A 20,925-nucleotide genomic window follows, 5' to 3' on the forward strand; every position below is an offset into this window, starting at 1 on the left:
TCGGACCGGCCAAGGGCGGCAAATCGTGCCGCTCGGAACGCACCGGCACTGGTTTTACGCCCGTTGGCCCTTGGCTTGACGCATAAAAACCCGAACATAACAGCGATATACCGGCCATGCAAATTTGCTAACATGCGTGGCAAAAAGCGCGGTTGTCACCGATTTTTACAATTCCCTGCTAAGCTTAGGAAATATGGGCATTTGCCCGTGCCGCAGGGTATGAAAAGCGAGTCTTTGATTGCCGCCGAAAAAGAGGGTGCCGCCACAGGCTGCATCGGCGCCTTGCGGTCAATATTTGAATTGCTGCGCTCAACGAGAATAGTAGTTGTCCACGAACTTACAAACTAGCGTAACCGGCGAGGCAGGAAATCCTGCGCGGGGCTCATCCATGGATAACGATCTAGATTACTCAATACTGTACGAATATTTCGGTACCAGTAGCCCGTATTGGCGCCTGGCCGGCGACAGTAACGCGCTGTCGCTCGAAGCACAGCGCGGCTCGACCAATCTGAGCATCGCGCTGAGCGCGGCGCAAGCGGGCGAGGTTCGGGGCATGACGGGCGTGACGTCTCACCGGGTGCTGGATGTCAGTATCGTCGGCGAGCCGTTGCGACTTCACCTGGTCGGCAGGAAGGTCAATCCCACCCAATGGGCGGGCACTGCCTCAGCTTACGACGACACGGTTTCGGTCGCGCGCGATTTGGTCCACGGGCTGTCTTTCGCCGAGCAGGTGGTCTCGGAGGTCAACTCGCTGGTGGTGATTCTGGATCGGCACGGTCGGGTGCAGCGCTTTAACCGGTTGTGCGAGGAAGTCACCGGCATGCGCGAGGAAGACGTGATCGGCAAGAGTGCCTTCGAACTGTTCATGTCGGCGGAGCAGGGACAGGCCTCGAGTCGCAATATCTCCAGCTTTTACAATTCTGGCGAGCCATACGAAGTCGAGCGGTATATCAATACCGTCAATGGCCCCAGGCTCTTTTTATTCCGCAACAAATTCGTCCAGAGCGGCAGCGGCGTCGACGAGCAGTTCCTGATTTGCTCGGGTACCGATATTACCGAGGAGCGCAACGCGCAGAGGCGCCTGTCGGAACTGGCCAATACCGATGGCCTGACGGGCCTGCCGAACCGCAACGCCATCCATGAAAAGATCAAGACGGCAATCGCCGCCCAGGCCGGCGAGAGCAACCGCGTTGGCATCCTGTTCCTCGACCTGGACAATTTCAAGAAGGTCAACGATCACTACGGCCATGTCGTCGGCGACCGTTTGATTCGCGACGTCGCAAGCCTGATCCAGAGCTGCCTCGGGGAAGGCGATACGCTGGCGCGCCTGGGCGGTGACGAGTTCGTGGTGGTGATCGAAAAATCCACGATCGAACTGCTCGAGGCGACAGCCCAACGCATTCTGGATCGTCTGCGCACGCCGTTCCACCTCGGGTTGATGGAAATCTACACCGGCTGCTCGATCGGCATCGCGCTCTACCCGGATCATGGCGACGGTCTCGAAAGCCTGATTCGCAGCGCCGACACGGCGATGTATGTCGCCAAGGATGCCGGCAAGCGCACCTATCGGGTGTTCTCGCCCGATATGAACAAAAAGGTGGCCGAGTACATGTGGCTCGACACCAACCTGCGCAAGGCGCTCGACGAGCAGCAGTTGGTGCTGTATTACCAGCCCGCGGTATCGCTTGCCACTGGCGTGGTGCATGGCGTCGAGGCCCTGATTCGCTGGAAGTCCCCCGAGCGCGGCCTGATTCCGCCGACCGAATTCATCCGCTACGCGGAAGAATCGGGCTTGATCGGACCGCTCGGGCGCTGGGTGATGCAAGCGGCGGCGAACCAGGCCATGCGCTGGAAGGCCAAGGGGCTCAATATCCGGATTTCGATCAACGTCTCGGCCCGCCAGTTGTGCGACACGGATATCGTGAATCACTTCAGCCATGCCCTCGATGTCGCCGGCCTGCAGCCTTGTCTGCTCGACCTCGAATTGACCGAGAGCTGCTTCATCGAAGACGAAGCCACGGCGATCGGGCTGATCAAGCGATTCCGCCAACTCGGCGCCAAGGTGCATCTGGACGACTTCGGCACCGGTTACTCGTCGCTGTCGCAACTGGCGCGCATTCCGCTGGACGTGATCAAGCTGGATCGCAGTTTCGTCTCCGGAATCGACACCAACACCAAATCTCAGGCGCTGGTGCGCTCGATGGCGGCGATTGCCCAGGAGTTGCGTTTCGCGGTGATTGCAGAGGGAGTCGAGACTCGCGCTGAAGCCGATTTTCTCAAGCAGGTCGGGGTCGATTATGCGCAGGGGTTCCTATACGGAAAACCGATGACAGCAGAGGAGTTCGAAGTTTGGCTGTCGGAGCAACGACGGCTCCGCTTGATCGCCTGAAGGGTCGCGCCTGTGCGCAGGGGCGCCGCCGCGACGGTCTGGGGCGCCTAGCGGCGCTGTTGGCTGAGTTTTGACACGCGCCGGTTCTGCAGCATGACCAGGCGCTCCATGAAGGCCAGGTCCTTTTCCTCGATCGTGAAGGCGGCCCTGACCCAGTCCTCGGTAATATCCATCAACTCGGCCCGCGAGAGCGGCAGCACGCGCTGCCGCGCGCGGATCATCGCCCGAATGCCGTTGAGCTTGGGGCGCATCACATCGATAAAGGTGCGCGTGGCCAGGAATGCTTCACCGGGCTCGAAGGTCTGATCGACCAGTCCCTTCTCCGCGTACCACTCCGCGGTATGGGATTCGCCGGTACTGATCAACTCCTCGGCCAACCGCATGTGGGACTTGCGTGCCACCAGCGAATACCCGCCCATGCCGGGAAACAGGTTGAATGCAATCTCCGGAAAGCCCAGCTTCACGTCTTTTTGTGCCAGCACATAGTGATGCGCCAGCGCCGCCTCGAAGCCCCCGCCCAGCGCGCTGCCCTCGACCATTGCTATCGAAACGGCCCCGGTCCCGAAGCCGGTGAAGATTTCGTACACGCCGTCGATGCACGAGCGGGCGTAAGCCATCAGCGGGTCGCGCTGCCCGGCGCGGATGGTTTCGACGAAAAAATCGAGATCACCCCCGACATTGAAAATTTCCGGCACCACCGAGCCGGTGACCCAGAAATCGAACTGCAATCCCGATTCTCGTGCGACCCGCGCCAAATGAATGATGTCGCTGACCAGCGCCTGATTGAAGCACGGGCGTGGTTGCGAGCGCAGCATCATCCACATGATGTTGCGCCCTTCCTCGTAATACGCCGAAAGTTGGGAAAGTTCGCCCGCCTCGACAAACGGACGACACGCGGGGTGATTGATGAGGTTCATTGACCTTTCCAGTGCTTGTTTGTGGATTGGATTGGGTAGAGCCTAACAGGCTGAAGCAGGAAATAGTGTGATGACCATCCGGCTCGAGCACCTCGCGCGACGCCCGACTCATGCGTCGATAACGCCCGCTGAGGCGGCGCGCCGGCAGCCAGGCGGCGCTCATTATGCCGCGTTTATGGCGGATCGGATGTTGCATGGATAGCGACACAAATATCTTTGCGCACAGCGCGGCGCAATTCGCCACGAAGGTGGAGTCGTTCGAGAGTGTCAATGTCAAGCCGCTCAGGGTCGACCGGCTGGTTCAGGCGACATCCGCACGCGGGCGCCGATCGGCCTCGGGTGACGCGTAGTAGGCGCGCTTTTCTTCGTACATCAGCTGATCCGCTCGTTGCACGGCTGCTTCGAGCCGCTCGCCGGCGCGGCACGTGGCCGCGCCCAGCGACAGGCTTAGCGGGGCGCCCGGGTAGAACTGGTTATTGATGTCGATCAACTGGCGTATGCTTTCGATGACGGCGACGCCCCCGCGCTCGTCGGTCGAGGGCAGCAACAGCGCAAATTCATCGCCGCCGATGCGTGCCGCGTGAAACGACGCATCGGCGGCCTTGGCGAGAACCTCGCCGGCGCGCCGCAGCAGCGCATCGCCCGCCGCGTGGCCGAGTTGATCGTTGGTGCTCTTGAGCCCGTTCAGGTCGGCCATGATGACGGTCACCGGGAATGGCCCCTTGCGCTCGAGCCGGTTGAGCTCGTCGACATAGAACGAACGATTGTGCAGCTTGGTCAGCTCGTCGTGCTTGCCCAGGAATTCCAGATAGGCTTCCGCCTTTTTTCTGGCGGTAATGTCGGTGAGCGCGACCAGCACCAGGTCCCAATTTTTCTCGTGACCGGGAAATATCGAGAACTGCAGGTGAATATTGATCTCCTGCTCGTCGAGCGAGTAATTGAGTACCTCGCGCTGCTGGTGATACTTGTGATCCCACAGGTCGATCAACTGTTCGCGAAAATGAACGCGCATATCGTCGCGGAACACTTCCGGCAAACGGCGCAGAAGCGTCTTTTTGTCGGGCGCGCCGAACATTTCGAGGGTCTTCTGATTGACATCGAGTACATGGATTTCGCGCATGCAGCGCTCGACGAACTCGGGATGGACGTCGGTGAACACGCGAAAGTCGACGATGCCGCGGGCACGCAGATCGTCCAGCAGCCGTTTGATTGCGCTGAAGTCCTCGACCCACAGCGAAACCGGCGAGTGCTCGAAAATGCCGCGCGCGTAGGCCTCGCTCAGCGCCAGGCGCCGCCGCGCGCCTTCCAGTTCGGTGATGTCTTCGACTGACACCAGCACGCGATCCCAGGTCTGTTCGTGACCTGGCAGCACGGCGCCCTTGAGCAGTACGTCGAGGCGCCGACTGCCCAGCGTGTAATTGACGGTTCGGCTGAGAAACTCGGTCTGGCCCGCCCAGAGTTGGGACAGTTCTTCGATGTGGGTCGCGAGCATATCGTCGCGAAACACGCTACCCAGATTTGCTGTCAGTTCTTCGAGCGTTGCCGCCTCGAACATCGACAGGGTCTTGTGATTGACCGCCAGCACGCGAATGCGCGACGAGCACGCCGCGACACGCGTGGGGTCGTCCAGGAAGTGCGCGCGCACATCGGTGACGCCTTCGGCCCGCCATTGCTCGAAGAGCGCGCGAACCTCGCTGAAATCCTCCAGCCACAGCGAAACCGGCGCCAGCGCGAACATCTCCGCTTCGTCGCTCAGCACTGCTTTCTCTTGTTGCGTACTCCCCGTGTAGACGCTTTTCTGCATGGCGCACCCAAATTCGACCAATTATTGTTTTGCCTGCGGCAGCGTGTATCAGCTGCCGGAAATTTCTTATGCGGTCATCATATAGCAGAAGCGGCCCCGGCCAATAGCGCTGTGGCATCGGCGGAACAATTCAGTGCATTGCGCGTTGGGGCGACGCGCCATGGCGCGGATCGATCAGGCTGGGTTCAGTTTCTTCAGGATTGCCTCGCCTTGCGCGGTCAGGCGCGGCAAAAGCACGTCGGGTGCGTCGGGCGCGACCGACGTGATCTCCACCAGGCTGTCTTGCTGCAGCGCGTTGAGGTCGGGATCCGTGAGAGAAATTTGGGTGGGCGCCAACAAGACCAGAAGCAAGGTGGCTAATTCATGAGGTGTCAAAAATTTCTTCATCTTGAATCTCGTGTTAACCAGTTGCATTTGCTGGCGGGTAGGTGCCGGGGGCATTTCGTGCATCAGCCGAGCGGCCATGAGCCGGTCGGGTGTTATGAAACGAAAGTGAGTGCTCGCATCGTTTTTTGCCGGAGAACGCAAAACTCCCCGACAGCGTAAGGCGCGAAGCTTAAAGGCGGCTTAAGCGCCGGACGCGTGTGCCGGGGCCCCGTCGTTTGCTTGAGCGGGCGGGAGCAGCCTTTGGCGCCGACGGCAACCCGTCATGCGAAATGGGTGCGATGCCGACAATCGCCGAAAAGAATGATCGATTACGCCGCAGTGCGACACAAAAGTGTGCGGCCAATTGTCGCACCCGCGGCGACGCGGCTGTGAGTTTAAAACACCTTTATCGTGCGTTAATTTTCAATATATTCAGATAATTCCGCCGGGAATTGCGGCGCTTTCGGGTTGCGCACCTTCTGCGCGAGGCTCTTGCCGACCACTCTTACATAAGAGTTTTCGGCATAATTGCGCAGTGAATCAATTTTCCGATACGGCGTAGTCCGGAAAATGAGGCTCGAATAGGTGGTAAGTCGTAGTTTGCCAGACCTCAATCTGGCGCGGCTTGATCTCGAACATGTAAACCAAGGACGGTTTTCTCAGCGGTCCCGCGTCGCAGGCGCCGACACTCGGTGCGTAGTGGCGATTCGGTGCAACCGACTCAATCCGACACCGGCTGGTTCGTGACACCCGACGGGTTGCACCCCAAAAGTGCGCCCCCAAGGAGACCGCTCGCCCCTGGCCGAGCCCAGTTGGATCGCACCCGAAAGGGCGATCGCCATGCGCCAGTGTTGTATTCGGCCAATCGGCGCTTTGCCTTTTTGCAGAAGTTGTTCAGGCGGGTCTGCCCCGGGCGGGTTGGTTGCGGTTGCCCGGAGTTCTGTACAGATTTTGCAATTGCCCACACTTTAGAAGTCGTGAGATGAAAAACGATATAACCAGGAAGCTTTTGACGGCACTGTCCGCATGCGCCGCGTTGTTGCTCGGCGGGTGCGACAACTTGACCCTGCTCAACCCGAAAGGACAGATCGGCGTCGATGAGAAATCGATCATCATCACGGCTACCGTGCTGATGCTGCTCGTGGTGGTGCCAGTGATCATCATGACGTTCGCGTTTGCATGGAAATATCGTGCCTCGAACAAGCAGGCCAAATTCGACCCCAAATGGTCGCATTCCACCAAGATCGAAATGGTCGTGTGGCTGGTGCCGTGCGCGATCATTGCCGTCCTGGCCGTTATCACGTGGAACACGTCTCACTCGCTGGACCCGTATCGCCCGCTGGATTCCGACGTCAAGCCGGTGCGCATCGAAGCCGTCGCGATGGACTGGAAATGGCTGTTCATCTACCCGGACCTGCACATTGCCACCGTCAATCAGATCGCGGTTCCGGTCGATACGCCGATCAATTTCCAGATCACCTCGGATTCGGTGATGAACTCCTTCTTCATTCCGCAACTAGGTAGCCAGGTCTACGCCATGGCCGGGATGGAAACCAAGCTGCACCTGATTGCGAACCACGTCGGCACGTACGATGGGATCTCCGCGAACTTCAGTGGCGACGGCTTCTCCGACATGAAGTTCACTACGCTGGCGAAGTCCGGCAGCGATTTCGAAGCGTGGGTCAAGCAGGTCAAGGCCGCACCGGCGCAGCTGGACACCGCCGCCTATAAAGCGTTGGCCAAGCCCAGCCACAGCAATCCGGTGACGTTCTATTCGTCGGTCGATCCGCAGCTCTATCACGACATCCTCACTCAGTATCGCGATGGCGGCGCGGGTGCCGACACGGCGATGAAGATGAAGGCCCCGGATACAGAAAAGCAAGCGCAGTCGGGCGCGCACATGGCCATGAACATGAACGTGGCCATGCGTTCCAGTACCAAGGAGTAAACCATGTTAGGTAAATTGAGTCTTGCGGCTATCCCGTACAATGTGCCGATCGTCATGGGGGCGGTGGGCTTCATGGTATTGGCCGGCCTGACGTTGCTCGGCACCGTCACCTATTTCGGCAAATGGAAGATGCTGTGGACCGAGTGGCTGACCACCGTCGACCACAAAAGAATCGGCGTCATGTACATTCTGGTGGCGCTGGTCATGCTGTTGCGCGGTTTTTCCGACGCGATCATGATGCGCACCCAACTGGCCGTGGCCACGGGCGGATCGCTCGGCTACCTGCCGCCTGAGCATTACGACCAGATCTTCACCGCGCACGGCGTCATCATGATCTTCTTCATGGCCATGCCGTTCATGGTGGGTCTGATGAACGTCGTCGTGCCGTTGCAGATCGGCGCGCGCGACGTGGCGTTCCCGTTCCTGAATTCGCTGAGCTTCTGGCTGTTCGTGGCCGGCGCGGTACTGGTCAACCTGTCCCTGGCGGTCGGCAATTTCGCGCGCACCGGCTGGCTGGCTTATCCGCCGCTGTCGGAGCTTCACTACAGTCCCGGGGTCGGCGTCGATTACTACATCTGGGCGCTGCAGATATCGGGGCTGGGGACATTGCTCTCCGGGGTCAATTTCGTGGCCACGATCCTGAAGATGCGCGCTCCGGGCATGAAGCTGATGCGCATGCCGGTGTTTACCTGGACCGCGCTGTGCGCCAACATCCTGATCGTCGCCGCGTTCCCGGTGCTGACCGTCTCGTTGGCCCTGTTGTCGCTCGACCGCTACCTCGGGATGCATTTCTTCACCAATTCGTTTGGTGGCAACCCGATGATGTACATCAACCTGATCTGGACCTGGGGTCACCCCGAGGTGTACATCCTGATTCTGCCGGCGTTCGGGATTTTCTCCGAAGTCATCTCGACTTTCTCGAAGAAGCCGCTGTTCGGCTACACCTCGATGGTGTACGCGACCTGCTGCATTACCATCCTGTCGTTCGTCGTGTGGCTGCACCACTTCTTCACGATGGGTTCGGGCGCCGACGTCAACGCGTTCTTCGGCATCGCCACCATGATCATCTCGATCCCGACCGGGGTGAAGATTTTCAACTGGCTGTTCACGATGTATCGCGGCCGGGTGGAAATGACCACGCCGGTGATGTGGACGCTCGGTTTCATGGTGACGTTCGTGATCGGCGGCATGACCGGCGTGCTGATGGCCGTGCCGGCGGCCGACTTCGTGCTGCATAACAGCCTGTTCCTGATTGCCCACTTCCACAACGTCATCATCGGCGGCGTGTTGTTCGGGTATCTGGCGGGCATGACCTACTGGTTCCCGAAAGCGTTCGGCTTCAAGCTCAACGAAAAGCTCGGCAAGCGCGCCTTCTGGTGCTGGATCATCGGGTTCTACCTGGCCTTCATGCCGCTGTACGTGCTGGGCCTGATGGGCATGACGCGCCGTCTGAACCATACCGACAACCCGCTGTGGACGCCGTACCTGCACATTGCCGTGGTCGGCGCCGCGGTCATCATGCTGGGTATCTTCTTCCAGCTCGCGCAGTTGTACGTCAGCTTCCGCGATCGCAAGCAGAACGTCGACGTGACGGGCGACCCGTGGGGCGGCCGCACGCTGGAATGGACCACCGCTTCGCCGCCGCCGTTCTACAACTTTGCTCATACGCCGGTGATCCACGCGCGTGACGAGCTGGCTTATCGCAGGGAGCATGGCTTGCCCGTGCGCGACGAAGCGCCCGGCGGCTACCAGCAGATTCACATGCCCAGGAACACCTCGGCCGGCGTCATCATCGGCGGCCTGAGCGTGGCGTTCGGCTTCGCGTTGATCTGGCACATCTGGTGGCTGGCGATCGTCGGATTCGTCGGCATGATCGCAGCGGTCATTTTCCGCAGCAATGACGACGAGATCGATTACTACGTACCGGCCAAGCAAGTCGAACAGACCGAAGCTCAATCTTTTCAACGCATAGCGCCGCAGGCTTAAAACCATGTCGACCAATGTTCTAGAGCAATACCCCGTTCATGCGCATGCCGACGCGCATGCGCATGAACACGCGCACCACGATACCGCCGACAAGACCGTCTTCGGTTTCTGGGTTTACCTGATGAGCGACTGCATTCTGTTCGCGTGCGTTTTCGCGACCTATGCAGTGCTGAGCAACGCCACGGCGGGCGGCCCCACCGGCAAGGAACTGTTCGACCTGCACTATGTGCTGATCGAAACCTTCTGCCTGCTGATCAGCAGCTTGACCTACGGCATGGCCATGCTGGCGCTCAACCGCGCCGACAAGGCCCAGGTGCAACTGTGGCTGGGCATCACCTTCCTGCTGGGGTTGAGCTTCGTCGGCATGGAAGTGCATGAATTCCGCCACATGATTCTCGAAGGCGCCGGCCCGGGGCGCAGCGCGTTCCTGTCGTCGTTCTTCACGCTGGTCGGCACCCACGGCTTGCACGTGAGCAGCGGTCTGCTGTGGATGCTGGTGCTGATGCTGCAGATCGGCAAGAAGGGCTTGACGGCAACCAACAGCCGACGCCTGATGTGCCTGAGCCTTTTCTGGCACTTTCTGGATATCGTCTGGATCGGCGTGTTCACCGTCGTCTATCTGATGGGAGTCATGTAAATGGAAAACGTCAATACGAGTCATGGCCACGGGCATCACGACGACACCGCCGCCGCTCACGCCGGGGCGAGCCACGGCAGCGTCAAATCGTACCTGATCGGCTTCGTGCTGGCCGTCGTGCTGACGGTCGTCCCGTTCGTCATGGTGATGAATGGCTCCGCCGCGGCGCCCACGCTGCTGGCGACGATGCTCGGCTGCGCAGTGGTGCAGATCGTCGTGCACCTGGTGTACTTCCTCCACCTCGACGGATCCTCGGCACAACGCTGGAATCTGATGGCTTTCCTCTTTACCTTGGTGATTCTGTTCATCGTGGTGGGCGGATCGCTCTGGATCATGTACTACCTGAACCACAACATGATGGTGATGTAAGCGCAGGCGCCGCTGGCGCCGTGCCATGGCCCGCCCGCGGGCCGGACGCTGGCTCGACGAGCAGCGCTCCGGTCACCGGGCGGGTTTTCTTTTGCCTGATTGAGTCAGGTATCTCGCAGCGTGTCGATGATCTGCTCGCGCAACCAGCGATTGCCGTCGTCGTTGTCAAAACTTTCGTGCCAGTGCACCGTGACCTCGACCTCGGGAATCGCCACCGGCAGCGGATAGACCGCGAATTGCCGGTGCTCATTGAAATGGCGTGCCACGCGCCGCGGTAGGGTCACCATCCAGTCGGTGCGTTGCAGAATCTGCGGAATCACCGTGAAATGCGGCACACGCAGCGCAATCCGGCGATGCAGGCCGGCCGCGCGCAGTGAGTCGTCGATCGTGCGATGACTGCTTTCGCTCGAGCTGACGGCGATATGCGAGAGCTCGAGAAAGCGCTGGGCCGACAGACTTCGTTGCGGCAACCCGGCGCGCTTGCGAGTCATGCACACATAGGCCTCGTGAAACAGCAATGCATAGCGCGTGACGGATTTGAGCGCGGGCAGATTGCCTACGGCGAAATCGAGTTGTCCCAGCCTGAGCGCCTCTTCGACCTTCGTCACCGGAATCTGTTCGGCCTCGAGCTGCAAAAATGGCGCGACCTGCTGCAGCTTCTCGCACAGCGGCGGCAAAAAGACCTGCTCACCGATATCGGACATCGACAGGCGAAAAGTGCGCGTGCTGCTTCCCGCATCGAAATGCTCGGCGTGACGCAGGGCTTCGCGCACCGCGGCCAATGCACGTCCCACCGGTTGCGCGAGCTGTTCGGCGGTCGGGGTCGGCGCCATGCCGTTCGGTATCCTGACAAATAGTGGATCGTCGAACAGTGTCCGCAGGCGTCCGAGCGCATAACTGATGGCCGGCTGAGATAGCCCCAGACGATAGCCCGCGTGCGTCAGGCTGCGCTCCTCGAGGATCGCCTGAAAAACGCGCAGCAGATTCAAATCGATTTTATTGAAATCAGCCATATTTATGACGATGATAAAGTGTATGAATTTGACATATATAATACGCTAACCTAGACTCGGCCCCATCACTAGGAGGAGATGGGGCGCATGGAGACAGTTGTCGAATCTCGGGCTCAGCCTGAGCATCGTCGCGCGACGAAATTAACGATGCCTGCGCTGCTGGCGCAGCGGGCGGCCCGCAGCGGCACGGCGCCGCTATTCTCCGACCGCACGATCCGCTGGAGCAGCCAGACGGCGCTCGACATCGCCCGGCGCCGTGCCGGTGCGCTGGCGGCGCATGGGGTCGGGCAAGGCGACCGGGTTGCGCTGCTGTGCTCAAACCGCGCCGAATTCATGGAAGTCGTACTTGGCTGCGGCTGGCTTGGCGCGGTCGTGGTGCCGATCAATACGGCCTCGCGCGGCATGCAGTTGTCGCATATCCTGCGCAACTCGGGCGCGCGGCTGCTGGTTGCCGAAGCGCATCTGCTCGAGGCGGTGGCCGCTCTCGATGGCACAGATCTGTCGCTCGAGAATACCTGGGTGATCGGCGAGCTGCCCGACGGCGGGCCAACGGCCATGCCGGCGGGAGGCATGGTGCCGATGCCGCCGCTGGGCGAAGCGTTGGCGGCCGCCGAACTCGCCGACGGCGATCCGTTTGCGATTCTATACACGTCCGGCACCTCGGGCCTGTCGAAAGGGGTGATCTGTCCGCACGCGCAGTTCTATTGGTGGGGGCATTACACGGGCGGCAATCTCGGCGTGGTTGCCGGCGACGTCCTCTACACGTGCCTGCCGCTGTTTCACACCAATGCGCTCAATAGCTTTTTCCAGGCGCTGATTTTCGATGCCGAACTGGTGGTCGATCGCCGCTTTTCCGCCAGCGGGTTCTTCAATGCCCTGGTCGAGACAGAGGCCACCGTCACGTATGTGCTCGGTGCAATGGTGCCGATCCTGCTCGGCCGTCCCATCGAGCAGGCCGAGCGTGCCCACCGCGTGCGCATCGCACTGGCGCCTGGCGTGCCGGGGCAGTTCCAGCATGAATTCACCGAGCGTTGCGGCATTCATCTACTCGACGGCTACGGCTCGACCGAGACCAACTTCGCGATTGGGGGCGGTATCGAAGCGCAGCGCCCCGGCTACATGGGGCAATTGGCCGCCGGCTTCGACGCGCGTGTAGTCGACCAGGATGACCGGGAAGTGCCCGACGGCGAAGCCGGCGAACTGATCCTGCGCGCAGACCAGCCGTTCGCGTTTGCCAGCGGCTATTTCGGCATGCCCGAAAAGACCGTCGAGGCATGGCGCAATCTCTGGTTCCACACCGGTGATCGGGTGGTGCGCGATGCCGACGGTTATTACCGCTTCATCGACCGGCTCAAGGACGCGATCCGCAGACGTGGCGAAAACATTTCGTCGTATGAAGTCGAGCAGGCGATTCTGAGTCATCCGGCGGTCGAGACCGTGGCGGTATTCGCGGTAAGTTCATCGCTTGCCGAAGACGAGGTGATGGCGGCCGTGGTGCCGTGCGCGGGCGCGACGATCGATCCGCTTGAGCTGATTCTGTACTGCGAACCTCGCCTGCCGTATTTCGCGGTTCCGCGCTACCTCGACATCGTCGACGATTTGCCGAAGACGGAAAACGGAAAGATTCAGAAATACAAGCTGCGCGAGCGCGGCGTCAGTGACCTGACCTGGGACCTGGAGGCTTCGGGTTACCGGCTCAAGCGCTAGGCGCGCGCCGCCACGATAACAATCGCGACAACGATCGCGATAAACCATAGCGACACTGCCGCGCTAACGCGGCGCAAGATGGGAGGGCCGGGCCGCATCATGCGCGGCGTCGGCGAAATGACCAAGGAGACTCGTATGGCAGACATCCCCGCAGCGCATCATGCCGTGTCAAACGGTACGGCCGATTCGGCGACGGCGTTCGACGACAAGGCGATGCGGCGCATCGTCATCGCCTCGGTCGCCGGCAACGCGCTGGAATGGTACGACTTCTTTTTATACGGTACGGCGGCCGCACTGGTGTTCGGCGAACTTTTCTTCCCGAAAGGCACCGATCCCCTGATCGGCACCATGGTCGCCTTCGCCGGGTTTGCGATCGGCTTTGCCGCCCGTCCGTTCGGCGGCATTCTGTTCGGACACATCGGCGATCGCTACGGTCGCCGCGGGGCGCTGGTCTGGACCCTGTCGATCATGGGGGCGGCCACCTTCCTGATCGGCCTGCTGCCGACCTACGCGCAAATCGGCCTGTGGGCGCCGGCGCTGATGGTGGTCCTGCGCCTGCTGCAAGGCATCGCCTCGGGCGGCGAATGGGGCGGCGGGGTGCTGATGATCAGCGAGAGCGCACCGCCGCACAAGCGCGGCTTCTATGCGTCGTGGAGCCAGATCGGCGTGGGCGCCGGTTTCGTGCTGTCGGCGGCGGTGTTCTTTGCGGTGCAAGCGCTGCCCAGGGCGCAATTCATGTCGTGGGGCTGGCGTATTCCGTTTCTTGCCAGCGTGCTGATTTTCGGTGTCGGCGTCTACATCCGGTCGACGCTGCCCGAGAGCAAGGAGTTTGCCAAGGCCGCCGCGGCCGGGCGCCGCGCGCACATGCCCGTGCTGGAAGTAATCCGCCGTCATCCGAAGGAAATCCTCATGGCCATGGGGCTGCGCGTCGCGGAGAACGGCGGCTCGTATATCTTCCTGGCATTCTCGCTGGTCTACGGGAAATTCATCGGCATTCCCAGCCAGGTCATGCTCGCCGGCGTCATGGTGTCGATGTGTGTCGAACTGTGCGCGATGCTGCTGTGGGGGCGGTTGTCCGACCGCATCGGCCGCAAGCCGGTCTATATGATCGGTGCGCTCGGTCTGGTGGTCATTGCGTTTCCCTTCTTTTGGCTGCTCGACACCAAGGCGCCGGTGCTGATCTGGCTGGCGTTGCTGTTGGCCAACCCGATTTGCCACGGCGCGATGATCGGCACCCAGCCGAGCCTGATGGGCGAGCTGTTCAGCACTGAAGTGCGCTATTCGGGCATGGCGCTGGGCCACGAAATTGCCTCGGTATTCGCCGGCGGCCTGTCGCCGCTGATCGCCACCGCTTTGCTCGAACACTATCGCGCGGCCTGGCCGGTGGCGCTGCTGCTCATGGCGCTGGGGATGATCACCGTGATCTCCCTGCTGTTTACGCATGAAACGGCGCGCCGCCGCGCGCTGTAACACGAACGAGGTAAGACCGTGATGTCGAATGATCTCGCAGGGGCGGTGCTGGCCGCGGGCGTCGAGGTGCCGTACCGGCGCCAGGCGCCGCAGCACAGTACCGGCGATTTGCTGGCGCAGGCATTCCAGCGCGCGCTCGCGCAGGCGGGTTTCGCGCCGCGCGAGGTCGACGGACTTGGCGTGGCGTCGTTTACGCTGGCGCCCGACCACGCGATCGATCTCGCCTGGCGGCTCGGCATCAGCCCGCGCTGGTGCATGGACGATTGCCATGGCGGGGCCAGCGCGATCAATATGCTGCAGCATGCGATCCGTGCCGTGCAGCACGGTGACGCGTCGGTCATCGTGCTGGTCAGCGGCGATCGCTTCGAGCCCGCCGATTTCAAGCGACTCGTCGAGCATTACAACCTCACCACGCGCACTTATTTGCGGCCGCTGGAAAACGGCGGGCCGAACAGCCTGTTCGCGATGCTCACGCAGCGGCATGCGCTCAAGCACGGTCTGACGCGGCGCGACTACGGCGCCCTGTGTGTCGCGCAACGCGCCTGGGCCGCCCACAACCCTGGTGCCGTATATCGCACGCCGATGACGCTGGACGACTACCTGGGCGCGCCGATGGTGGCCGACCCGTTGGGCCGCTTCGATTGCGTGCCGGTCGTATGCGGCGCGAATGCGGTGGTCGTGGCGCGTGCCGATCTGGCGCGCGAGCGCTCGCCGACGGTGCGGGTGCGCGCATTGCAATGCTGCTACAACCCCGATCATCAGGCTGGCGATGGACTGCAGACCGGCCTGGCGGCAGTGGCCGATACGCTGTGGCGGCAGGCCGGTGCCGGCCCGCAAGCCATGGACGTGGTATCCGTCTATGACGATTATCCGGTCATGGCGCTGGTGCAACTGGCCGACCTGGGCTTTGCCCCCGACGGCGACCTGCGCGGCCTGCTCGGGCGCATCGCCGCGCGCGCGCTGCCGGTCAACACCTCGGGCGGGCAGCTCTCGGCGGGGCAGGCGGGCGCTGCCGGCGGCATGCACGGACTGGTCGAGGCGATCACGCAATTGCGTGGCGAGGCGGGTGCGCGCCAGGTCGCCGGCGCCCGCATGGCCGTGGTCAGCGGGTACGGAATGGTCGAATACCGCCACGGTATGTGCGCGAACGCGGTGGTACTCGGAACCGAGGCGGAGTGAGTCATGGAACTGACGGTTTTTCGGTGCACGCAATGCGGCACGACACTATTTCCGGCGCGCTATCTATGCCCGCATTGCGGCGCTGACCAATGGGCGGCGACGCCGGCTGGGCCCGGCACCGTCGAGGAAACCACGGTGGTGCGTCATCGCGTGGGTGCCCAGGGCGCGGGCGATGCGCATCTGGCAAGCGTCAGGACTGCGGCGGGGCCGGTCGTGGTGGCCCGTCTCGATCAGGCGCTGCAGCCGGGCGACATCGTCACGCTCGCGCTCGACGATGCGATGCGCGTGCTCGCGCACCCGCACGCGGGTGCGTAATGCATTCAAGTCAAGGAGGTTGAGGGTGGCGGAAAAATCATTCAAGAAGGAAGTGCAGAAGTTGCGCATGGGATCCGGCGAGGAATTTCGCGGCGAGGGGATTCTGGCGGTGACCAAGGCGCTGCTGCAGTCGGGGGTGTCTTATGTGGCAGGCTACCAGGGCGCGCCGATTTCGCATCTGATGGATGTGCTGTCGGACGCCAATGACATCCTCGAGGAACTCGGCGTGCATTTCGAGAGCAGCGCCAGCGAAGCGACGGCGGCGGCCACCTTGGCCGCCTCGGTGAATTATCCGTTGCGCGGCGCGGTGACCTTCAAGGCCACGGTGGGCACCAACGTGGCCTCCGACGCGTTGGCCAACCTGGCTTCGGGCGGCGTCACCGGGGGTGCGCTGGTCATCGTGGGCGAAGACTACGGCGAAGGCTCGAGCATCATGCAGGAGCGCTCGCACGCGTTCGCGATGAAATCGCAAATGTGGCTGCTCGATCCACGCCCGAATCTGCCCTCGATCGTGAACGCCGTCGAGAAAGGGTTCGAACTGTCCGAGGCAAGCAATACGCCGGTCATGCTGCAATTGCGGATTCGCGCCTGCCACGTGCATGGCCGCTTCATGACGCGCGACAACGTGCGGCCGGGCTTCACGCTCAAGGACGCGATAGAGCATCCCGTGCGCGATGTCGGCCGCATCGTGTTGCCGCCGGCCAGCTTTGTGCATGAGCAGGAGAAAATCGAAAAGCGCTGGCCCGCGGCGATCGATTTCATTCGCCGCGAAAAGCTCAACGAGTTCCTGGGCGATGAAGCGCGCGATATCGGCCTAATCGTGCAAGGCGGCATGTACAACACGCTGATGCGCGCGCTGACGCTGCTCGATCTGGCCGACGTGCACGGCCATACCGATTTGCCGATCTATGTGATGAACGTGGCCTACCCGGTGATCGACGACGAGGTGCGGCAGTTTTGCGCCGGCAAGCGCGCCGTGCTGATGATCGAGGAAGGCCAGCCCGAATTCATCGAGCAGGCGATCAACACCATTTTGCGGCAGGGCGATCTGCAGGCCCGAGTGCATGGCAAGGACATGCTGCCCAAGGCGGGTGAATACACCCCGACGGTGATGCTCAAGGGGCTGCTGAAATTCCTGCAACGCTATGAGCCTGGCCTGGCCGACGAAGCGCGCCTGCCTGCCGGCGTGCGCGCCACGATCGCCACGCAACGCGCGGTCGGCGTGCCGGTGGTAGCCGGCACGCAGGCCTCGGTCGCGCAAGCCGCATCGGCCGACTCGCCCGCACTGCCCAAGACGCCCGAACCCGAAGTGCATCCGCGGCCGCCCTCGTTCTGCACCGGCTGCCCCGAGCGGCCGATCTTCACCGCGATGAAACTGGTCGAGCGCGAACTCGGGCCGCATCATGTCAGTTGCGATATCGGCTGTCATTTGTTCTCGATTTTGCCGCCGTTCAATATCGGCGCGACGACCATGGGCTACGGATTGGGCTGGGCGGGCTCGGCTGCCTTCAACACCAAGGAGACCGAGCGCCGCACGATCAGCATGATGGGCGACGGCGGCTTCTGGCATAACGGCCTGACCAGCGGCGTGGGCAATGCCGTGTTCAATCGCAACGATAACGTGCTGGTGATTGTCGATAACGGTTATTCGGCCGCTACCGGCGGGCAGGATATTTTGTCGTCCAAGGCTGACAATGCGATTCGCTCCACCAAGAACCCGATCGAGACGGCGGTGCGCGGCGTGGGCGTGAAGTGGGTCAAGACCATTACCCGCACCTACAGCGTGGCGCAGATGCGCGACACGCTGCGCGAGGCGCTGACGACCCGGGAGCGTGGACCGAAAGTCATCGTGGCGCAGTCCGAATGCATGCTCAACAAGCAGCGTCGCATCAAGCCGTTGATGAAACGCCTGCTCAAGGAGGGCAAGCGCGTGGTGCGCGAGCGCTTCGGCGTCGATTCCGATACCTGCACGGGCGACCATTCATGCATTCGCCTGTCGGGGTGCCCATCGCTGTCGATCAAGGAGAACCCCGATCCGCTGCGCCAGGACCCGGTAGCCAGCGTGCTCGACAGTTGCGTCGGCTGCGGCCTGTGCGGAGAAGTCTCGCACGCGGCGGTCCTGTGCCCCTCGTTTTACCGCGCCGAGCTGGTGAGCAACCCGGGTTGGTGGGAGCGGCTATCGAAGCGCTTGGCGGACAGGGTGATCGACGCGCTGCAGCGGCGCATCAAAGCCCGGGAGGTGCGCTATGTCGCATGAGAAAACGGTCAAGCCGATCGGCATTGCGATTCTGGCCATGGGCGGCGAGGGCGGCGGCGTGCTGGCCGACTGGATCGTCGATATGGCCGAACACGCCGGCTTCATGGCGCAGTCGACCTCGGTGCCGGGCGTGGCGCAGCGTACCGGCGCGACGATCTATTACGTCGAATTCCATCCGGTCGTGACCGGGCCGAACGATCCCGAACCCGTGCTGGCGCTGGTGCCGGTGGCGGGCGATGTGGAGGTGGTGCTGGCCTCGGAGCTGATGGAAGCGGGCCGCGCCGTGCAGCGTGGCCTGGTGAGCGCCGATCGCACCACGCTCATCGCGTCCACGCATCGGGTCTATTCGATGACCGAGAAGACCGCGATGGGCGATGGGCGAGTCGATTCGCAGCGTTTTATCGAAGCAGGCAGGCAAGCCGCGCGGCGTTTCATCGCCAGCGATTTCGCGGTGCTTGCCGAGCGCAGCGGCAGCGTGATCAGCGCCGTATTGTTCGGGGCGCTGGCCGGTGCCGGCGCGCTGCCATTCAAGCGGGCCGATTTCGAAGCGGCGATCGAGCGCGGCGGGGTCGGGGTGCAAAGCAGTCTTAAGGCGTTCGACGCCGGCTATGCCGCGGCGGCGCTCGAGGCCACGCCGGCGGGACCCGCCGAGGTGTCCGCGGCGCTGCCGCCGGACGCCCGACTGGCGGCGCTCGAGGCGCGCATTCGTGCCGAGTTTCCTGTCGAAGTTCACGAAACGCTGCGCTTGGCGGTGCGCCGTCTGGTCGATTACCAGGACGTCGCCTATGGCGGCGAATATCTCGATCGCCTGACGGCGATTCGCGATGGCGATAGTGCGCCGGCCAAGCTGCTGCTCACCGAGACGGCGCGTCACCTGGCCTTGTGGATGTCATATGAAGACACCGTGCGTGTGGCCGATCTGAAAATTCGCAGCGGCCGGTTTCAGCGCGTGCGCGAGGAGGTCAAGGCGAGTCGCGACCAACTGCTGCATATCAATGAGTTTCTTCACCCGCGCGTGGACGAAATCGCCGATACGCTGCCTGCCGGCCTGGGCCGCTGGCTGATGAAGCCCGGCTGGGCCAGGCGGCTGGTGGAGCGCATGACGCGCGAGGGACGCGTGGTGCGCACTTCATCCCTGCGAGGCTTTCTGCAGCTGTACCTGGTGGCATCGATGCGTAGTCTGCGCCGCCGTTCGTTGCGGCATGCGCGTGAAATGGCGGCGTGCGAAAGATGGCTGGCGTCGATCGCCGAACTGGCGCCGCAGGATTACGCGCTGGCCGTCGAGGTGGCGCAATGCCAGCGGCTTGTCAAAGGTTATGGCGATACCCATGCCCGCGGCATGCGCAGCTTCACCGCGATCGAGGCGGCCTTGCCGGTCCTGCGCGGCCATGGCGAGGCGGCGCAACGCGTGCGCGCGCTGCGGGAGGCGGCGCTGGCCGACGACAGCGGCAAACGCCTGGTCGATCTATTGGGGCAATGGCAATTGCCGGCCATCGGGTAACACATGGACAGGCTCCGGTGGCGAGCGCCGCCGGCCTGGAAACTTTGGGAAGAGGAGATAGCGAGAAATGAGCAAGATACTGCAAGAGTTGGCGCAAGCGCTGCAAAGCCAGGCGATCCGCATCGTCGATTTGAGTCAGACGCTGCATCAGCGGACCCCGATCATTCCATTGCCGCCGCAATACGGCCAGAGCGCGCCATTTCGGCTGGAGGAGATATCGAATTTCGACGAGCGCGGCCCGGCCTGGTACTGGAACAACATCTCGTGCGGTGAGCACACCGGCACGCACTTCGATGCGCCGATCCATTGGATCACCGGCAAGGACTATCCGAACAACGCAACCGATACGATCGACGTGCAGAAATTCATCGCGCCGGCCTGTGTCATCGACGTGTCGGCGGAAACCCGCGAGAACCCCGACTACCTGCTCACCGTCGAGCGTGTCGAACAGTGGGAGTCGCAACACGGCCGCATTCCCGCCGGCGCCTGGGTGCTGATGCGCACCGACTGGTCTCTGCGCACCGACCCCGAGGCGTTTCTGAATATCAAGGAAGACGGTGGCCATACGCCGGGCGGCCACCCCGACCTGCCGAATTTCCTGGCCAGGGAACGCAACGTGATCGGTTGGGGCACCGAAGGGGTGGGTACCGATGCGGGGCAAGCCTATGCGTTCGCGCAGCCGTTTCCCTGCCATTCCAACATGCACGGCAACAATAAATTCGGCTTGGCCAGCCTGGTCAATCTGGACAAGTTGCCGCCGACCGGTGCGCTGCTCGTCACACCGCCGTTGAAAATCAAGCGCGGTTCGGGCAGCCCGTGCCGCGTGCTGGCATTGGTCGAAGGGTAAGGCCGCCTCAACGCCTTGCGCCATCAGACCATGGCCCTCGCGCCCGATAGCGGCGTGAGGTCGCCATGGCCGACACTCAGTTCTCCTTTTTGCGCTGACCGGCCCGGTGCCGGCTCGGCGCAACTTTTCATCGAATCCGCTCAGCGAACCATCGTTCCCGTCAGGCAGGCCTTGCATGCCAGGGGAAACCCCAGGTCACACCAAAAATCATCTTGCATAC

Annotated in this window: 16 protein-coding genes; 12 read left to right on the forward strand and 4 right to left on the reverse strand. The window is 62.3% G+C overall.

Features of this window, described 5'->3' with window-relative positions; genetic code table 11:
- The first annotated feature begins 388 nt into the window (after positions 1-388).
- A complete protein-coding gene (gene pdeR, locus PATSB16_RS02660) occupies positions 389-2,389 on the forward strand; it encodes a cyclic di-GMP phosphodiesterase (protein WP_047212503.1) in 2,001 nt (666 codons plus the stop codon).
- Positions 2,390-2,436: 47 nt separating this feature from the next.
- Here pdeR and PATSB16_RS02665 read toward each other — a convergent pair whose 3' ends face one another.
- From PATSB16_RS02665 to PATSB16_RS02675, 3 genes are all read right to left on the reverse strand, one after another.
- Positions 2,437-3,306, reverse strand: coding sequence for a crotonase/enoyl-CoA hydratase family protein (locus tag PATSB16_RS02665; RefSeq protein WP_047212504.1), 870 nt, complete (start codon positions 3,304-3,306; stop codon positions 2,437-2,439).
- 301 nt (positions 3,307-3,607) lie between these two features.
- Positions 3,608-5,110: a sensor domain-containing diguanylate cyclase gene (locus PATSB16_RS02670; RefSeq protein ID WP_047212505.1), complete on the reverse strand. Its 1,503-nt coding sequence runs from the start codon at positions 5,108-5,110 to the stop codon at positions 3,608-3,610.
- Positions 5,111-5,284: 174 nt separating this feature from the next.
- Positions 5,285-5,497, reverse strand: a complete 213-nt coding sequence (locus PATSB16_RS02675; protein WP_047212506.1) for a hypothetical protein — start codon at positions 5,495-5,497, stop codon at positions 5,285-5,287.
- 961 nt (positions 5,498-6,458) lie between these two features.
- On the opposite strand from PATSB16_RS02675, the gene cyoA reads away from it, so the two are divergent.
- The 4 genes from cyoA to PATSB16_RS02695 are packed head-to-tail and all read left to right on the forward strand — an operon-like array spanning position 6,459 to position 10,416.
- Positions 6,459-7,424, forward strand: coding sequence for a ubiquinol oxidase subunit II (cyoA, locus tag PATSB16_RS02680; RefSeq protein WP_047212507.1), 966 nt, complete (start codon positions 6,459-6,461; stop codon positions 7,422-7,424).
- Between the two features lie 3 nt (positions 7,425-7,427).
- A complete protein-coding gene (gene cyoB / locus PATSB16_RS02685; RefSeq protein WP_047212508.1) occupies positions 7,428-9,410 on the forward strand; it encodes a cytochrome o ubiquinol oxidase subunit I in 1,983 nt (660 codons plus the stop codon).
- A 4-nt stretch (positions 9,411-9,414) separates the two neighbouring features.
- Positions 9,415-10,047, forward strand: a complete 633-nt coding sequence (cyoC, locus tag PATSB16_RS02690; protein ID WP_047212509.1) for a cytochrome o ubiquinol oxidase subunit III — start codon at positions 9,415-9,417, stop codon at positions 10,045-10,047.
- Positions 10,048-10,416 (forward strand): cytochrome o ubiquinol oxidase subunit IV, encoded by a 369-nt coding sequence (locus PATSB16_RS02695; protein WP_047212510.1) that lies wholly within the window; start codon positions 10,048-10,050, stop codon positions 10,414-10,416.
- A 104-nt stretch (positions 10,417-10,520) separates the two neighbouring features.
- Here PATSB16_RS02695 and PATSB16_RS02700 read toward each other — a convergent pair whose 3' ends face one another.
- Positions 10,521-11,429, reverse strand: a complete 909-nt coding sequence (locus PATSB16_RS02700) for a LysR family transcriptional regulator (protein ID WP_047212511.1) — start codon at positions 11,427-11,429, stop codon at positions 10,521-10,523.
- Between the two features lie 87 nt (positions 11,430-11,516).
- Here PATSB16_RS02700 and PATSB16_RS02705 point away from each other — a divergent pair, with 87 nt between their 5' ends.
- From PATSB16_RS02705 to PATSB16_RS02735, 7 genes are all read left to right on the forward strand, one after another.
- The gene (locus PATSB16_RS02705) at positions 11,517-13,136 is read left to right on the forward strand and encodes an ATP-dependent acyl-CoA ligase (protein ID WP_047212512.1); all 1,620 of its coding nucleotides are present in this window, start codon (positions 11,517-11,519) and stop codon (positions 13,134-13,136) included.
- Between the two features lie 213 nt (positions 13,137-13,349).
- On the forward strand, positions 13,350-14,606 hold the full coding sequence (locus tag PATSB16_RS02710; RefSeq protein ID WP_237170343.1) for an MFS transporter: 1,257 nt from the start codon (positions 13,350-13,352) through the stop codon (positions 14,604-14,606).
- 21 nt (positions 14,607-14,627) lie between these two features.
- Positions 14,628-15,785, forward strand: coding sequence for a thiolase family protein (locus PATSB16_RS02715; protein WP_047212514.1), 1,158 nt, complete (start codon positions 14,628-14,630; stop codon positions 15,783-15,785).
- Between the two features lie 3 nt (positions 15,786-15,788).
- Entirely contained in the window at positions 15,789-16,100 is a 312-nt protein-coding gene (locus PATSB16_RS02720; protein ID WP_047212515.1) for a Zn-ribbon domain-containing OB-fold protein, read from the forward strand.
- Between the two features lie 25 nt (positions 16,101-16,125).
- The gene (locus PATSB16_RS02725; protein ID WP_047212516.1) at positions 16,126-18,357 is read left to right on the forward strand and encodes a thiamine pyrophosphate-dependent enzyme; all 2,232 of its coding nucleotides are present in this window, start codon (positions 16,126-16,128) and stop codon (positions 18,355-18,357) included.
- On the forward strand, positions 18,347-19,858 hold the full coding sequence (locus PATSB16_RS02730; protein WP_047212517.1) for an indolepyruvate oxidoreductase subunit beta family protein: 1,512 nt from the start codon (positions 18,347-18,349) through the stop codon (positions 19,856-19,858). The genes PATSB16_RS02725 and PATSB16_RS02730 overlap by 11 nt, the downstream gene beginning before the upstream one ends.
- A 67-nt stretch (positions 19,859-19,925) precedes the next feature.
- On the forward strand, positions 19,926-20,705 hold the full coding sequence (locus PATSB16_RS02735) for a cyclase family protein (RefSeq protein WP_047212518.1): 780 nt from the start codon (positions 19,926-19,928) through the stop codon (positions 20,703-20,705).
- Positions 20,706-20,925: the final 220 nt, after the last annotated feature.

The organism is Pandoraea thiooxydans, from assembly GCF_001931675.1.
GTDB classification, from domain to species: Bacteria; Pseudomonadota; Gammaproteobacteria; order Burkholderiales; family Burkholderiaceae; genus Pandoraea; species Pandoraea thiooxydans.

Bases quoted from the DNA above. Each gene is read 5' to 3' on its own strand.
- pdeR (WP_047212503.1), top strand. From the start codon at position 389: ATGGATAACGATCTAGATTACTCAATACTGTACGAATATTTCGGTACC.
- PATSB16_RS02665 (WP_047212504.1), bottom strand. From the start codon at position 3,306: ATGAACCTCATCAATCACCCCGCGTGTCGTCCGTTTGTCGAGGCGGGC.
- PATSB16_RS02670 (WP_047212505.1), bottom strand. From the start codon at position 5,110: ATGCAGAAAAGCGTCTACACGGGGAGTACGCAACAAGAGAAAGCAGTG.
- PATSB16_RS02675 (WP_047212506.1), bottom strand. From the start codon at position 5,497: ATGAAGAAATTTTTGACACCTCATGAATTAGCCACCTTGCTTCTGGTC.
- cyoA (WP_047212507.1), top strand. From the start codon at position 6,459: ATGAAAAACGATATAACCAGGAAGCTTTTGACGGCACTGTCCGCATGC.
- cyoB (WP_047212508.1), top strand. From the start codon at position 7,428: ATGTTAGGTAAATTGAGTCTTGCGGCTATCCCGTACAATGTGCCGATC.
- cyoC (WP_047212509.1), top strand. From the start codon at position 9,415: ATGTCGACCAATGTTCTAGAGCAATACCCCGTTCATGCGCATGCCGAC.
- PATSB16_RS02695 (WP_047212510.1), top strand. From the start codon at position 10,048: ATGGAAAACGTCAATACGAGTCATGGCCACGGGCATCACGACGACACC.
- PATSB16_RS02700 (WP_047212511.1), bottom strand. From the start codon at position 11,429: ATGGCTGATTTCAATAAAATCGATTTGAATCTGCTGCGCGTTTTTCAG.
- PATSB16_RS02705 (WP_047212512.1), top strand. From the start codon at position 11,517: ATGGAGACAGTTGTCGAATCTCGGGCTCAGCCTGAGCATCGTCGCGCG.
- PATSB16_RS02710 (WP_237170343.1), top strand. From the start codon at position 13,350: ATGCGGCGCATCGTCATCGCCTCGGTCGCCGGCAACGCGCTGGAATGG.
- PATSB16_RS02715 (WP_047212514.1), top strand. From the start codon at position 14,628: ATGTCGAATGATCTCGCAGGGGCGGTGCTGGCCGCGGGCGTCGAGGTG.
- PATSB16_RS02720 (WP_047212515.1), top strand. From the start codon at position 15,789: ATGGAACTGACGGTTTTTCGGTGCACGCAATGCGGCACGACACTATTT.
- PATSB16_RS02730 (WP_047212517.1), top strand. From the start codon at position 18,347: ATGTCGCATGAGAAAACGGTCAAGCCGATCGGCATTGCGATTCTGGCC.
- PATSB16_RS02735 (WP_047212518.1), top strand. From the start codon at position 19,926: ATGAGCAAGATACTGCAAGAGTTGGCGCAAGCGCTGCAAAGCCAGGCG.